Source organism: Corynebacterium hindlerae, assembly GCF_014117265.1.
Classification (GTDB): domain Bacteria; phylum Actinomycetota; class Actinomycetes; order Mycobacteriales; family Mycobacteriaceae; genus Corynebacterium; species Corynebacterium hindlerae.
Genome location: NZ_CP059833.1, coordinates 514332 through 529756, shown reverse-complemented (window position 1 = coordinate 529756; position 15425 = coordinate 514332). Strand labels below are relative to the sequence as shown.

Annotated in this window: 15 protein-coding genes; 9 read left to right on the top strand and 6 right to left on the bottom strand. The window is 59.5% G+C overall.

Annotated features, from left to right (window positions below; translation table 11 throughout):
• Positions 1-86: 86 nt before the first annotated feature.
• Positions 87-596: a general stress protein gene (locus HW450_RS02545; protein WP_182386465.1), complete on the top strand. Its 510-nt coding sequence runs from the start codon at positions 87-89 to the stop codon at positions 594-596.
• Here HW450_RS02545 and corA read toward each other — a convergent pair.
• A complete protein-coding gene (corA, locus tag HW450_RS02540; protein WP_331251784.1) occupies positions 593-1687 on the bottom strand; it encodes a magnesium/cobalt transporter CorA in 1095 nt (364 codons plus the stop codon). The genes HW450_RS02545 and corA overlap by 4 nt on opposite strands.
• Before the next feature lie 137 nt (positions 1688-1824).
• Here corA and HW450_RS02535 point away from each other — a divergent pair, with 137 nt between their 5' ends.
• Positions 1825-2502, top strand: coding sequence for a type 2 periplasmic-binding domain-containing protein (locus HW450_RS02535; RefSeq protein WP_182386464.1), 678 nt, complete (start codon positions 1825-1827; stop codon positions 2500-2502).
• A gap of 11 nt (positions 2503-2513) precedes the next feature.
• The gene (locus HW450_RS02530; RefSeq protein ID WP_182386463.1) at positions 2514-3899 is read left to right on the top strand and encodes a DNA polymerase IV; all 1386 of its coding nucleotides are present in this window, start codon (positions 2514-2516) and stop codon (positions 3897-3899) included.
• Here the strand turns inward: HW450_RS02530 and HW450_RS02525 are convergent.
• Positions 3868-4797, bottom strand: a complete 930-nt coding sequence (locus tag HW450_RS02525; RefSeq protein WP_182386462.1) for an asparaginase — start codon at positions 4795-4797, stop codon at positions 3868-3870. The genes HW450_RS02530 and HW450_RS02525 overlap by 32 nt on opposite strands.
• A 136-nt stretch (positions 4798-4933) precedes the next feature.
• On the opposite strand from HW450_RS02525, the gene HW450_RS02520 reads away from it, so the two are divergent.
• Together HW450_RS02520 and HW450_RS02515 are read left to right on the top strand one after the other, a co-directional pair.
• Positions 4934-5455 (top strand): hypothetical protein, encoded by a 522-nt coding sequence (locus tag HW450_RS02520; protein WP_232843301.1) that lies wholly within the window; start codon positions 4934-4936, stop codon positions 5453-5455.
• 168 nt (positions 5456-5623) lie between these two features.
• A complete protein-coding gene (locus HW450_RS02515) occupies positions 5624-5827 on the top strand; it encodes a YgaP family membrane protein (protein WP_182386461.1) in 204 nt (67 codons plus the stop codon).
• Positions 5828-5960: 133 nt separating this feature from the next.
• On the opposite strand, the gene HW450_RS02510 is transcribed toward HW450_RS02515, so the two are convergent.
• Together HW450_RS02510 and HW450_RS02505 are read right to left on the bottom strand one after the other, a co-directional pair.
• Entirely contained in the window at positions 5961-7553 is a 1593-nt protein-coding gene (locus tag HW450_RS02510; RefSeq protein ID WP_182386460.1) for an ABC-F family ATP-binding cassette domain-containing protein, read from the bottom strand.
• Between the two features lie 77 nt (positions 7554-7630).
• Positions 7631-8536, bottom strand: coding sequence for a membrane lipoprotein lipid attachment site-containing protein (locus tag HW450_RS02505; RefSeq protein WP_182386459.1), 906 nt, complete (start codon positions 8534-8536; stop codon positions 7631-7633).
• A gap of 124 nt (positions 8537-8660) precedes the next feature.
• Between HW450_RS02505 and lspA the strand changes: the two genes are divergently transcribed.
• From lspA to HW450_RS02490, 3 genes are read left to right on the top strand one after another with little or no spacing between them, the layout of a single operon-like run.
• Positions 8661-9110, top strand: coding sequence for a signal peptidase II (gene lspA, locus HW450_RS02500; RefSeq protein ID WP_182387274.1), 450 nt, complete (start codon positions 8661-8663; stop codon positions 9108-9110).
• Entirely contained in the window at positions 9103-10026 is a 924-nt protein-coding gene (locus HW450_RS02495) for an RluA family pseudouridine synthase (protein WP_182386458.1), read from the top strand. The genes lspA and HW450_RS02495 overlap by 8 nt, the downstream gene beginning before the upstream one ends.
• Positions 10023-10514, top strand: coding sequence for a hypothetical protein (locus HW450_RS02490; protein ID WP_182386457.1), 492 nt, complete (start codon positions 10023-10025; stop codon positions 10512-10514). Before HW450_RS02495 ends, HW450_RS02490 begins: the two co-directional genes overlap by 4 nt.
• Positions 10515-10519: 5 nt before the next feature.
• Here the strand turns inward: HW450_RS02490 and rarD are convergent, their stop codons facing one another.
• Entirely contained in the window at positions 10520-11377 is an 858-nt protein-coding gene (gene rarD, locus HW450_RS02485) for an EamA family transporter RarD (RefSeq protein WP_182386456.1), read from the bottom strand.
• Between the two features lie 39 nt (positions 11378-11416).
• On the bottom strand, positions 11417-11569 hold the full coding sequence (locus HW450_RS02480; protein WP_182386455.1) for a hypothetical protein: 153 nt from the start codon (positions 11567-11569) through the stop codon (positions 11417-11419).
• Positions 11570-11799: 230 nt separating this feature from the next.
• Between HW450_RS02480 and dnaE the strand changes: the two genes are divergently transcribed.
• Positions 11800-15357, top strand: a complete 3558-nt coding sequence (dnaE, locus tag HW450_RS02475) for a DNA polymerase III subunit alpha (RefSeq protein WP_182386454.1) — start codon at positions 11800-11802, stop codon at positions 15355-15357.
• Positions 15358-15425: the final 68 nt, after the last annotated feature.

Below are 15425 nucleotides of genomic sequence, written 5' to 3'. Positions count from 1 at the left end.
AATCCTGCTGTATTCGGAGTGGGCGGGAACTAAACCGATGTGTGAGTCGTTGCGGATACAGAGGCTTTTTTAGAAAGTAGGTTCACATGGAATCGCAGCCGCGCCCGTTGCCCCAGCAAGATCCGCGCCCGTTGCCGTCAGGCTGGCCGGTTGGAAGTTTTCAGACGTATGTCGAAGCACAAGCGGCCGTGGACATGCTCTCGGACACGGGAGATTTTCCTGTCAGTGAACTGACCATTGTCGGTGTGAACTTGATGGAGGTCGAGCGTGTGATCGGTCGGCTGTCCTGGGGGCGCGTCCTGGCCGGTGGCGCCGCATCCGGCGCGTGGATGGGCGTGTTCTTCGGCCTGCTCATTGGCCTGTTTAGTGAAAACTGGATCAGCCCGCTGCTCGTCGGCATCGTCATGGGGCTGGTTTTCGGGACGGTGTCCTCGGCCGTGTCTTACGCGAGCACGCAGGGGCGCCGTGATTTTTCCTCCAAGACCCAAATTGTGGCCGGGCGTTACGACGTCCTGTGCGACCCACACCATGCCCGCGCGGCCCGCGACATCATCGCCCGCGCGAACTTAGGAGGCAAGGTTTCTGGTGGGGCCTAAAGCCACTTGTTCTTTTTGAACAACAGCCACATCGCGACTACTGACAAGGCCATCACGCCCAGCACCACGTAGTATCCATACTCCGTGTTCAACTCTGGCATGTTTTGGAAGTTCATGCCGTAAATACCAGCGATCATCGTCGGCACCGCCGCCATGCCGACCAAGGCGGACAGGCGACGCATATCAGCGTTCTGCTGCATCGAAATCTTTGCGACACCAGCATTGATCAGCGAGGTGAGCCGCTCATCGTGGGAGGCGATCTGATCCATCGCTGAAATCTCGTGGTCCAACACGTCAATGAAGTATTTGCTGATCTGGTCCGAAAGCAGGCCGTGCTGGTTAGCTGTCAGGGTGCGTAGCGCCGGGGCGAGCGGGTCGATGGCGTGGCGCATTTCCAGAATCTCGCGTTTGAGGCGGTAAATCTGTTCAATGTCGAAGCTGGAGTCGGGGGAGAATACCTCGTTTTCCAGGTCGTCGACGTCGATGGAGAGCAGTCGGGCAATTCGGATGTAGTCGTCGACCAGGACGTCGGAAATGAGCCACGCGACAGCGGAAGGACCAAGCGCACATTGCTCCGGGTCGCCTTCCAGGCGCTTTTTCAGCCCCGTGATCGTCGATTTTTCGCCGTGGCGAATGGTGATGATGAAGTCACGGCCCACAATCATCTGCACTTCGCCGGTCTCGATGATTTCCCGGGCATCACTAACGATCGCGTCGTCGGTGTACTTGACGTTGCGGATAACGAAGAAGAACTGGTCGCCGTAGCGCTCCAACTTCGGACGCTGACGTGCGGAGACGACGTCCTCCACGATCAACTCGTGCACGTCGTATGCCTGTGAAATGAGCATCATCTGACGCTCGTCGGGCTCATACAGACCCAGCCACACGTACCCCTCACCAGTGCGGCGGACCTCTTCCAACGCTTCCCGGTAGTTGTAGGCGCCGCGCACAGGCCGACCGTCGCGGTAAATGACGCACCGCTCAATGGCCCGCTCGACGGGCACCCGGATCTTCGATCCCAGCGCGACCGTGGGGGAGGGGACAGGCACCTGAGCCTTAGGCCGCTTGGGCAGTGGAAAATTACCAGCCACGAGTTTCCCCTCCTAGATGTGATAACGCACTGAAAATAACAGCACAGACAATACAACCCTAAAGGTAGTTCGTCCAAGTGGGGCGGTCTACACTGATGGTGTTTCATTCATCGCGAGGAGAAGGTGGTTTCCGCAAGGTGCGTCGTATCTCAAACGTCCGCAAGCTGTACGCGCTGCTGTGCGTTGCTGTCCTTTCGACGTCCTGCGCCCCAGAACCCCGTGGCAAGCTTCGCGAATCCGAAGCCAACGCGATCACCGTCTCCATCAACGACAACTGGTACCAGCAAGAAGTGCTGGGGGAGATGGTCACGGGTGCCTTTGTGCGCAGTGGCCGGGAGGCGTATCTAGAGGCTGAAAGCAACAGTAAAGAAAAACCGCGGATTTCCCGGGTACAGTCCGGAGAGGCTGACGTGGTGATCGGCTGCACCGGAGAGTTCCTGCACTATCTCAACCCGCAGCTTGCTCAGGAAATGTCAGAAAAATATGTAGCGGCAAAGAAGGCAGGCCTCGACCCCAACGATGGCACCTGGCGCGACAAGGTCTACCAGGCGATGGTCGGCTCCCTCCCGAATGCCCTCATGGCCACCGATCCTTCCAACGCCAAGGGCTGCGACAACTACGATGGGCCGGAACTGCCCCAAAACCTGGTCCCAGTGTTTCGTGAGGTCGCGCTGACCCGCCAGGACCGGATCACCCTCAACACAGTCAGCGGTGGTATCACCACGGACGACCTGGAGCGCCTATATTCCGGTGACCACAGCCCGGCTGCCACCCGGGAACGCGTGGACGAACTGCTCAGCACGCTCACGTTTTAGGTAAGATTCCAATGGCTCAGCGCTGGGTGCTTCATATTGATATGGATGCGTTTTTCGCCTCCGTGGAGCAGCTCACCCGGCCGACGCTGCGGGGCCGTCCCGTGCTGGTCGGCGGGATCGACGGCCGCGGAGTTGTGGCCGGTGCCTCCTACGAAGCCCGCGCTTTCGGGGCAAAAAGCGCGATGCCCATGTATCAGGCCCGGGCGCTGGTGGGATTTTCTGCGGTGACGGTGCGCCCACGGCACCAGGTCTATTCCGTCGTGTCGCGCCGGGTTTTTGACATCATCGCCCACGAAGCCGGGGTGGTGGAGCAACTGTCCATCGATGAAGGGTTTTTAGAACCTGCAGCACTGGTGGGGGCCGACAGTGAGCAGGTGCACGAGTGGGCGCAGCAGTTGCGCGACACAATTAAACGTGAGGTCGGGCTGCCGGCGTCGATAGGCGCAGGCTCAGGGAAGCAATTCGCAAAGATTGGCTCCGGCCTGGCAAAACCCGATGGTGTGTTTGTGGTTCCGCGGGACCAAGAGCGCCACCTGTTGGGAGCGCTTCCTGTCCGAAAGCTGTGGGGGGTTGGCCCTGTTGCGGAAGCGAAGCTCGCCGCGGTGGGGGTGGCCACCATCGGCCAGTTCGCGGAGCTGCCGCAACGCGAGGTGGAAATCACGCTGGGAAAGAACGTGGGGGTGGCATTGTGGCAGCTCGCTCGCGGATACGATGACCGGCCCGTCGTCCCGCGCGCTGAGGCGAAACAAGTAAGCGCTGAACACACCTACCCGCGCGATTTGACCAGCACCGCTCAGGTCGACGAGGCGATCGAAAAGTCGGCGCGGGCCGCACACCGCAGGCTGCTTAACGACGGCCGTGCCGCCCGAACCATCACCGTGAAAACGAAACTCGCGAGCTTCGACACCGAGTCACGATCCATGACGCTTCCTTATGCCACCGACGAGTTCGCTACCTTGCACGCCAGCGCCCGTAAGCTCACCCGATACCCCGAAGAGGTCGGGCCGATCCGGCTCATCGGGGTGTCTTACTCCGGCCTCGAAACGGAACGCCAAGATGTGATGTTTCCGGAGCTGGACCAGAACATCGTTATCGACACCACCAGCGACTATGAGGTCGGAGTGCGGGCCACGACCACACCCGTCGTAGCCACTCCGGCGCAGGAAGTGACCTGGTACAGCACCCAGGATGTGTTCCACCCAGAATATGGGCACGGGTGGGTGCAAGGTTCCGGGCATGGGGTGGTGTCAGTGCGATTTGAAACCCGCACCACCGAACGAGGCGTCACCCGCAGCTTCGCCGTCGATGACCCCGATCTCGTGCCCGCCGACGCGCTTGACAGCCTGGACTGGGGAGACTGGCTCACTACATTATCGTCGCAAGATGACGCCCCGTAGCGATGGAGATCGCCAGCAAAATACGCGCCTGTGGGGAGCGGAAATAGGTTGTAGACAGGGCTCCCTTGGCTGCGAGAGATGCGCCACCGCCGACGCCGCCATAGCTCGGGAGGACATCGCCTCGTGGAACACGAGACGATAGGGCAACGGGGATTCCGGCCTCCAGGACGTCGATAAGCCCGTGCGCAAACTCCGTGCTGACATTGCCGGACCCCATCGCCTCGACCACGATGCCGTCCACCTTCTTGTCCTTCAGGAAGTCCAAGACATCGCGGCCCGCACCCGGGTATGCCGTCACGATACGCACGTCAATGTCCGCGAGTGGAGCGACCGGCACCGGGTCAGGGCGGGTCGGTTCCTCAGGGCCGTTCGTGGCGAAGGCGAGCTCATCCGTGGTGTTCCACTTCGTCGCGCCGCGGGCGGGGAGAACCGCATGTCCGAAGACAATCAAGCAACCGATATCGCGGGCAGAGGCGTCGCTGGCAATGACGATCGACTCGAAAAGATTATTCGGGCCATCGGCCTCCGGGTGATCAAAAGGCTTCTGAGAACCCGTAAACACCACCGGGCGCGGATCCTTATGAAACGTATCCACTGCGACGGCCGTCTCCTCCATGGAATCTGTGCCGTGAGTCACCACAACGCCATCCACCGTCGGATCCTCTAGCGCAGCATGCACCGCGGCCACCACCTCATCGATATCCGCCAGCGTCATTGACGAGGAATCCAGTCGGGTTAGCTCTCGTACCTCAATCTGCATCGTGCCAGGAGCAAACCGCCCAGCAACCGGACGCACCAACTCCTCACCCGACACCGTAGGGAGCAACACGCCATTCTTATCCGTGGTGCACGCAATGGTTCCGCCAGTAGTAATAACGACAACACGAGATTCAGTCATGTAATAAGAATGACACAGCGAACCGACAGGCGTACACAAGCCCACGAACTTCAAGCACCAATGAGGTACATGTTATTATCGTCGACGCATTAGCAGTGAGACAGATCGTCCTACTGACAATCAACTTGACGAGGAGATGTCGTTGAAGTTTTCCACCACCATCGCCGCCGCGACGATGCTCACCGCAGCACTCGGCCTGACCGCCTGCTCTGGCGACGATCAACCGGCCAACACAAACGCGCCTGCGACCACTAAGGCAGCCCCAGCACAAGGCGCCGCAGCTCAGCAGCCAACTGCAGCCGACCTCAACGCTATCCTGGCCAAGGCCACGGACCCAGGGACACCGCTGGAAGAAAAAACCCAAACCGTGCAAAACGGTGAATCTGCCCCAGAACTTTTCGACACCATGGCAGCCTCCAAGGCAGAATCTGGCGCAGACTTCCAGGTAGTTGACCCAATTCTTCCTGGCTACACCCCAGATTCCGTTCTCGCGACCGTGAACTTCACCATCCCAGAACGCGAGCCACAAACCGCTGATAACGTCGAATTCATCTACGAAGGCGGCACCTGGAAGCTCTCCCAGTCCTGGGCATGCACGCTGATCAAGAACACCGTCCAGCCGGAGCAGGTTCCGGCTATGTGTGCAGCGCAGGGTTAAGGCCCCAGGGCGAAACCCCAAAAAATCGAGCGTACGGTTGGTATTTTTCAGGCGTGAAAAATCCCATCGGTACGCTGGATTTTGCCCAACTCCTTCTCTCGCGGCACTTGATGTGACATCTAACTCTTTTTAGTTTGACGTCTATCGAAGTGGCTTAGAATTGGTTCCATGATTGCAAATGAAGGAACCGCTGACCGCGCACTTCGCGCCGTCATCGCACTTGTTGCAGCTGTTTGCGCCACAGTCTTCACCCAGGGCGTCACCCAGATTGTTCTTTGGGGGGTGGCAGCCATCATGGCAATCACCGCAGTTGCAGGTTTTTGCCCGCTGTACCGCATCATCGGTATCGATACCTGCAAGGTGAAGAGGTAGCTAGTCCGTAGCTGGGGCGACCAGGTGATAAACCCGGGAAGCATTTCCCGGGTTTAGGGACATTGGGAAGCCGCAGACGTGATACTTTCCCTGAGATCCGGGAAATGCTTCCCGGGTTTCCCAAGAGGGAACACTATGAACCTTCCGAAAAATGCAGTCGTTTTTCCTGCCAGCGCGACCGCAGCCAGCGGTCATGGGTGGCGATGAGGCACACTCCTGGGTAATCGGAGAGCGCGGCTTCCAGATCCTCCGCGAGGGTCAACGCAATGTGGTTGGTGGGCTCGTCCAGGATGAGGATTTCTGGCGGGTCTGCGAGCACCATGCCGATGGCCACACGTCGCTGTTGCCCCAACGACAATTGGCGAAGTGGAGTGTTCATGTGATCTTCCCCGAGCAAACCCAGGGCCACGAGATCCGGGCATAGTGATGCGGGGGTCGCTGCCATGGCGGGCCATTCGATGTCTTGGGGGAGATAGCCGATCCGGGCGTCGTCGTGAACGATGCGCTCGCCGTCGAAAGTGGGCAAACATCCGGCGACCAACTGCAGGAAGGTGGATTTTCCAGTTCCGTTTGGACCTTCCACGAGCAGTGACTGTCCGGCGAACAGCTCCACTGTCGTTGAAGCCAGGCGTCCCGGCACGCTCACGTTCCGTACACTCAACAATGGCTCGCTCGTTTCCATAGCGGAAGCAGCCTGCGTGAACTCAAAAGAGAGCCTGGGTGGTGGCGCCGGGATGGCGAAGCGATCCAACTCCTCCAATCGCGACCGCGCTGATTTGATGCGGTTGCCCACGGTTTTCGCAGCGCGGTCGGCGTAGAATTTCGCAGCCTTCCGAGTCTCGGACTTAGCCTCTGTCGAATGGAAAATGTCCCCTTCTGTCAGGCCAAGTTTGTTCGATAACTCCTCGCGCGTACGCTCTTGGGCGGCGTAATCGTGCTCCCAGCGTCGTCGAGCAGCAGTGCGCCAGGAGAGGTATTCGCTGAACGAACCGGTAAACAGCGCGGCCTGGCGGGTATCCTCCCCATAGCCACCCTCGGCGCCCAACGCGGGGTCGAGGTCAATGATGTCAGTCGCGCAATGATCGAGGAACCACCGGTCGTGGCTGGCGGCGATCACCGGCCCCGAAAAGGCGGTGAGCTCGGAGATCAGGAAATCAACTCCCGCATCGTCCAGGTGGTTGGTGGGCTCATCCAGCAACAAGCCATCCGACGGTCGGATCAGGAGCGCAGCCAGCGCGAAACGACGCCGCTGCCCGCCCGACATCTCGCCGATAGCAGTACCCAGGTCTACCGTCCCGAGCCCCAATCCGTCCAGCACCTGCGCAATGCGCGCATCCAGTGACCATAGTTGCGCTTGCTCGGCGCGGGCTAAGGCAAGGTCAAACTCATCGGCCACATCGCGGGTGGCCATCTCGGCGCTCAAGTCTTCGATATCCCGCTCGAGTTGGCGGACTTCGTCGACGGCGGCGTCGATAAGCAAGCGGGCGGGCGCGTGGTGGGGGAGTGACGTTTCCTGCTCAATAAATCCCACCCGCTCCGGGACCACGATCGTGCCTGCGTCGGGGTGCACGCCGGTGAGCAGCGACAGGAGAGTTGATTTACCGGCGCCGTTCTCGCCGATCAGGCCCGCGACTCGGCCGGGCGTGACGGTAAAGGAGACATCAGTCAGAACGCGGCGCTGCGGGTAAGAAAAGCTGACTCGATCGAAAGAGAAAAGTGAAGGCATGGTTGTTCCTAACAACGTCGAAGCGGGAATAAGGGCGCTGGTTGTATTAGGAAATTGCCATGCCTACAGATTGTAGCCTATGAAAACTTCGCACCGGAATTGAAGTCTTGGAAAACGCGGGTGGTTTTGCCATCTTCGCCGTACATCACGCGGGTATTCAAGGTGACTTCGCCGGCGGTAGGCAGAGGTTTGGAAAGATCAACGCGCAGCTTACCGACGCCACGAGACCGTGAACTTACCACTTTTAGTTCCGCGTTGTCGCCTAGCTCTGACACTGGAAGCGCACCGACCGCTGGGCGTTCAGCAGCAGTAAGGCTGAGCTCTGCTACACCGTCGCGCAGCGAATCCAAGGTGTACGTAGTCGTACGCAGCATTGTTGAATCGCCGGTGACGCGATTGTCCACGGTCCACGTCGCGCCCGGAGCAATGGGTTCGGTGGGAAAGACGATCGGCTGTGCCAGGAGCTTCATCAAGTAGAGCTCAGCCAGCGATCTCCCCTGGTCGGTCGCCCCGGAAGGGGCGGCGAGTCGCACCGTATCCACTTGGCCGGAGGGCTTGGCTACCCAGCCGAGCTCAAAACCCTGTAAAGAAGCCACGTCGTTGGCGTAGGAGGGGTTTGAGTGCTCGGATTGTCCGAGCTTGAGCGTGATATCACGCGGGGACTGCTCGGATACCGTGGCGTCGAGCGACGTTGTGAAGGTGTCTGTGGTCAGGGTGTCAGGAGGGTCCTTCGGCAAGGTGTCGTCCTCTCCCGTACCCTGGTCAAAACCATCGGTGAAAGTGACGGTTACCTGCTGGGACGCTCCGGCATCCTGGTAGTTGATCACCGTCTGGGTGCTTTCTCCGGCGCTCACCAAGGTCACCTTGGGGGCGTCGATGTTCAGTGAGACTGCCTGCTCGTTAGTCTCCGGGGTAGGTTCTGCACCGCCGCTGCAAGCAGTGAGCATGATAGCTGCGACAGTGAGTGCGAGGATCCGTTTCATACCTGTTTAAGGTACTAGGTTTGTGCTGGCGAGACGTCACAGTGGTGGGGTGAATAGAAAAACTGTTGCGGAATAAGGAAAGATAGAGCGCGTGAGTGCACAAGGTAGGAGTTATGTTTCTCTGATGATGCAGATCGCCGTCGCCGCGGCGGTGGTGGACCAAGCATCCAAAAAATTAATGGTGACATGGCTGGAACCGGGGGTTCCGCAGCCTGTGATCGGCGACTGGTTCCGCTTCTACCTCCTGTTCAACCCAGGCGCCGCCTTCTCGATGGGCACCAGCTCCACCTGGCTGTTCACCACCATCCAGCTTGCTTTTGTGCTTGGCATTGCGTGGTACTCGCGTAAGGTCGACGAAAAATGGCAGGCGGTAGGCCTGGCTTTGATTGCCGGTGGCGCCTTGGGAAACCTCATCGACCGGTTGTTCCGCGAGCCCGGCTTCTATTTCGGGCACGTGGTGGATTTTATTTCCGTCGGTAGCTTTGCTGTCTTTAATATCGCCGATTCCTGCATCACCATCGGCGTGCTGTGTTTTGTTCTCGGTGTGATGCGTCAGGAGCGGGCTCATGCGTGAAACAAGGCAACTTCCTGTCCCTGAGGGGCTGGCGGGCATGCGTGTCGACGCCGCTCTCGCCAAACTCCTCGGCATTTCCCGCACCGTCGCCGCTGAACTGGCCACGGCCGGCGACGTGCTTGTCGACGGCCATCCCGTCGGAAAATCAGACCGGCTGACCGTGGATGCGTGGCTCGATGTCACTCTCCCCGAGCCAGAGCAGCCATTGGTGCCCAAAGAGGAGCTGGTTCCGGGGATGAATATTCTCTACTCGGATGACGACATTATTGCCGTCGATAAGCCAGTGGGCGTGGCAGCACACCCGACGGTCGGATGGGAGGGCCCCACGGTGGTCGGCGGGCTCGCCGCAGCAGGTTTCCGCATTTCCACCTCTGGCCCGCCGGAACGCAAAGGTATCGTGCAGCGCCTGGACGTGGGAACCTCGGGTGTCATGGTGGTAGCCGCCTCGGAGCGGGCGTACACAGTGCTGAAACGGGCGTTCCGTGACCGCACGGTAGACAAGACCTACCACGCGCTGGTGCAGGGCCATCCCGACCCACTGACAGGCACCATTGAAGCCCCGATCGGTAGGCATCCTTCCGCCGGCTGGCGTTTCGCCGTGACCACTGACGGCAAACCGTCGGTTACGCACTATGAGACGCTGGAGGCGTTCCGGGAAGCTACATTGCTGGACGTTCACTTGGAAACCGGGCGTACCCACCAGATTCGTGTGCATTTTTCTTCGCTGCACCACCCGTGCTGCGGCGACCCGATGTACGGTTCGGACCCGAAGCTCAATAAGCGGTTGGGGCTCACGCGACAGTGGCTGCACGCCGTGTCCCTGGGGTTCCATCACCCGGCTGACGGGCGCTACATGGTGGTGGAGTCTCCGTACCCAGCTGATTTACAACACGCTTTGGATGTGTTGCGGGCATGATTCGTCGCGGAGTCGCGGCGGTCTCCTGCATGATCATCGCCGGGGCATTGGTGTGGGCACAATTCACAGATCATTCCACCCCGCCGCGAAACAATAATGGTGATGTCGTCGGGATGGAGACCGGGGAAACCTTCCCGGAGTACCACTCGCGCGCTCAGGCGACCGTTGACAGCGCCACGGGGGATTGCTTTGCACTGGTCACCCTCGAACGCCCTGGTGACCTGGCTCCCCTCGATGCCATCTCAGTGCAGCGGCTCAGCGCCGCGGTGTACCGCGATAAACCGGCAGTGCCAGTGCCGGAGCCGATTGGTGGCGCGACGCGCAGTTCAGTGCTGCCCGCGCCAGAAAGCGTGGTCGCGGTGGTGGTGTACTCCGCAGCAGAGCAGCTGCGCGACGTAGCGAAGGCGCCAGGTATCGCGGTGGTAGAAGCATTGCCTGACGACGCCGCGTGGGGCCAATTCGGGATCCGGCCGGTGGCGGTCGAGTAAAACCGCTAGATCGTTTTGGCTTTTCGTTGAAGCCAAATATCGGTGAGGAACACCGCCACGGATACCCAAATGATGCAGAAGCCGATCAGGCGCATCATCGCGAGGTCTTCGTGCATCACAAACACCGCCCAGAGCATCTGCATCGTCGGGGTCATGTACTGCATCATGCCGATCGTCGACAGCGGGATCAGCTGCGCAGCCTTGGAAAATAGCAGCAGTGGGGTGGCGGTGATGATGCCGGAGGAAATCAGCAGGAGCATGTGGCTCGTTCCGTGCCCACCGAAAGTGGAAGTTCCCGTGATCACCAAGTATGCCAGGTAGCCAGCGGCGAAAGGGAAGAGGACGATGGTCTCCGCTGTCAGAGACGCCTCGGGGGAGAGCTGGATGCGCTTTTTGATGAGGCCATAGATGCCAAACGAGAACGCCAGCGTAAGTCCCAGTACTGGTGGCTGGCCGGACAAGGTGGCCAGTAGCAGCACTGCCAATGCGGCGATGGCCACGCTGATCTTTTGCAGCGGTCGCAGCCGCTCGCCCAGCACCAGCATGCCCAGCAGCACGTTGACCAGCGGGTTGATGAAATACCCCAGGGCTGCTTCGGCAACATGCCCAGAATTGACGGCGATAACGTAGGCGAGCCAGTTCACCGCGATGAACGCCGAGGCGAGCAGCACCTGGAACCACGTAGCGCGATCCGCGCGACGCAGCTCCCGGATAGTGCCACGGAAGACGATGAGGACGAGCATGAACGCGGCCGTCCACACCACGCGGTGCGCCAGAATCTCAACCGGCTCGGCTGGTTTGAGTAGCGGGAAAAAGGCGGCAAAACCGCCCCACATGAGATAAGCCAGCAACGCGTAGACCATGGGGAAGTATCTTAGCGTGCTGGCTGTGAGTGGGGGCAGTTAGCTGGCGATGCGGTAGCCGTCGTCGAGGAGGGCGTCCTCGATGTCGTGACCGAAGCCAATTTCTGCATGCATGTTCTGGCTGGTGGTAGTGAACTGGTACTCAGTGAAGAGGTTGGCGTTGCTTTCCAATGGAGTGACGAAGCTAAGCATGAGTGGTCCTTGCAATGTTTCTAACCTAGTTCGGTCGTTGCATGCTGCTCCCGGGGACCGAACTTCAAACCCTACAGCCCATCTTAATAAAACGTTCAACAATTAACTATGCTTGTTTGGCAAGGTGAGACGTGTTTTTCGCTACCCTGAACCGGGATCGTGACCGGGGTAACGGAAGGGTTTTTCCTCCGGCTGTTATCTGCACCCCATTTTCAGTACACTCTCCAGCTATGGGCAATTCTTCGTTTGTACACCTGCATAATCACACCGAATATTCCATGCTCGATGGAATGGCGAAGATTGACATGCTGGCCGACGAAGTGATCCGCCAAGGTATGCCCGCAGTCGGCATCACGGACCACGGCAACATGTATGGCTCCGATGCGTTCTACCGCAAGATGACCGAAGTGGGCATCAAACCAATCATCGGCATTGAGGCCTACTTGGCCCCGGAATCCCGCTTCAACAAGCAACGCGTGCGCTGGGGCGAGCCACACCAAAAGTCCGATGACGTCTCCGCCTCCGGTGCCTACTTGCACCAAACGATGCTCGCGGAAAACGTAGAGGGCTTGCGTAACCTGTTCTATCTGTCCTCCATGGCCTCCTATGAAGGTCAGCTGGGCAAGTGGCCTCGCATGGACGCCGAGATCATTGCGGAGCGGGCCTCCGGCATCATCGCCACCACCGGCTGCCCCTCCGGTGACGTACAGACCCGCCTCCGCCTAGGCCAGTTCAATGAGGCGCTCGAAGCGGCCGCGATGTGGCAGGACATCTACGGCAAGGACAACTACTTCCTAGAACTCATGGACCACGGGCTGGACATTGAACACCGGGTCCGCAACGAGCTCCTGGAAATCGGCCGTAAGCTGGACTTGCCACCACTGGTGACCAACGACTGTCACTACGTCCTCGAATCCCAGGCGCAGGCTCACGAAGCAATGCTCTGCGTGCAAACGGGCAAGACGCTTCACGATGAAGACCGATTCAAGTTCGATGGAACCGGATACTTCATCAAGACCGCGGCGGAAATGCGCGCAACCTGGGATCACATGGTTCCCGGCGCCTGTGACAACACACTACTGATCGCCGAGCGCGTTGAAGATTACAGCGAGGTGTGGGCCGAACATCCACACGATCGCATGCCCATCGCAGACGTGCCAGAGGGGGAAACCCCCACCTCGTGGCTGTACAAAGAAGTGATGCGAGGCCTGCAGGACAGGTTCCCAGGAAAGGATGTCCCGCAGGTATACATCGACCGTGCGAAGTACGAGATCGACGTCATTGACATGAAGGGGTACCCTTCGTACTTCCTCATCGTGGCGGAGCTGATCAAGCACGCACGCTCCATCGGTATTCGCGTGGGGCCGGGCCGTGGATCGGCTGCCGGTGCGCTGGTGGCTTACGCCCTCACCATCACCAACATTGACCCGATCGAACACGACCTGCTGTTCGAGCGCTTCCTCAACCCAGAGCGCCCCTCCGCACCCGATATCGATATTGACTTCGACGATCGTCGGCGTGGCGAAATGATCCGCTATGCGGCGGAACGCTGGGGCGAGGACAAGATTGCCCAGGTGATCACCTTCGGCACCGTGAAAACCAAGCAGGCGTTGAAAGACTCCGCACGCGTCCAGTTTGGTCAAGCCGGCTACCAAATCGCCGACCGCATCACCAAGGCGCTGCCGCCGGCTATCATGGCGAAGGACATCCCGCTGTCCGGCATCATGGATCCGGAGCACCCGCGCTATGGCGAAGCTGGTGAGGTGCGTAACCTCATCGAAACTGATCCTGACGTGCGGAAAATCTATGACACCGCGCGGGGGCTGGAGGGCGTCGTCAGGCAGGCGGGTGTGCATGCCTGTGCCGTCATTATGGCGTCCGTGCCACTGCTCGACTGCATCCCGATGTGGAAACGCCAGCAGGACGGTGCGCTGATCACCGGCTGGCCATACCCCGCCTGTGAGGCCATCGGCCTGCTGAAAATGGACTTCCTGGGGCTGCGTAACCTCACCGTCATTGGCGACGCCCTGGAAAACATCAAACGAAACCGCGGCATTGACCTTGACTTGGAAGGCCTGACCACGGAGGACGAGGAAACCTACAAACTCCTCGCACGCGGCGACACCCTGGGCGTGTTCCAGCTCGATGGTGGTGGCATGCGCGAGCTCCTCAAGCGCATGGAACCCACGGGATTCGACGACATCGTCGCCGCACTGGCGCTTTACCGACCGGGTCCGATGGGTGTAAACGCACACCTGGATTACGCCGACCGAAAAAACGGTCGCCAGGAAATTAAACCGATTCACCCCGAGCTCGAGGAGCCACTCAAGGACATCCTGGGCGATACCTACGGCCTGATTGTGTATCAGGAGCAGATCATGCGTATCTCCCAAAAGGTAGCCAATTACACCGCTGGTCAAGCAGACGGCTTCCGAAAAGCCATGGGTAAGAAGAAACCCGAGGTGCTGGCGAAGGAATTCGTCACCTTTGAATCGGGTATGAAGTCCAACGGGTTCTCCTCCGAGGCGATCAAAGCGCTGTGGGACACCATCGAACCGTTCGCAGCCTACGCGTTTAACAAATCCCACGCGGCAGGTTACGGCCTGGTATCCTTCTGGACCGGCTACCTCAAGGCCAACTACACCGCGGAATACATGGCGGCGCTGCTTACCTCGGTTTCGGACAAGAAAGACAAGTCTGCGATCTACCTCGCTGACTGTCGCCACCTCGGCATCAAGGTGATGCCGCCGGACGTTAACGAATCCGTGCTCGACTTCGTCGCAGTCGGAGAGGACATCCGCTTCGGGCTCGGGGCGGTGCGCAATGTCGGTGAAGACGTCGTGGAGTCCATCGTGGCCTCCCGCGCAGAAAAAGGACACTTCCGAGACTTCTCGGACTACTTGGACAAGATCGATACGCTGCCGTGCAGCAAGCGCGTGACCGAATCTCTGATCAAGGCCGGTGCCTTCGATTCGCTCGGGCATCCGCGCAAAGGTCTCATGCTGGTGCACGAGGACGCGGTCGACTCTGTTATCGCGACTAAGAAGGCAGCCGACAAAGGTCAGTTCGACCTCTTCGCGGGCTTTGGTGGTGAAGAAGCAGAAGCAGAAAAGTTCTTTGCAGTGCAGGTGCCGGATGAGAACTGGGACCGCAAGCACGAACTCGCTCTCGAACGAGAGATGTTGGGGCTGTACGTGTCTGGCCACCCGCTGGACGGGTTTGACGAAGCACTGGCCGCCCAGACCGATACCGCACTGACCACCATTTTGGGTGGCGAGCTCCGCCACGGAACTGAGGTGGTGATTGGTGGAATTATTTCGGCCGTCGATAGGCGCTTTAGCAAGAAAGACGGCTCCCCATGGGCAATCGTCACCGTGGAAGACCACAATGGCGCCTCGGTGGAACTGCTGGTCTTCAATAAGGTCTACAGCCTTGTAGCCACGCAGCTGGTAGAGGACAACATCATCTTGGCTAAGGCGCACATCTCCATCCGCGATGATCGCATGAGCCTGTTTTGTGATGACCTGAAAGCCCCAGAACTTGGGCCTGGCAATGGATCCGGTCTGCCACTGAAACTGGTAATGCGCACTGACCAGTGCACGATGGAAAACATCGCCCGCCTCAAGGAGGTGTTGCTTTCCAACGCTGGCGAGTCCGACGTGTACCTCAAGCTGGTTGATGGAGAAAACTCCACCATGATGGTGCTCGGGGAGCACCTACGGGTGAATCGCACCGGAAGTCTGATGGGGGATCTGAAAGCCACGATGGGGCCGGGGATCCTGGGGTAGCAGACCACCACACCCGCATACTTGAGACACCCGTCTCACTATGCGGGCGAGGTGGCGGGGTAGAATAA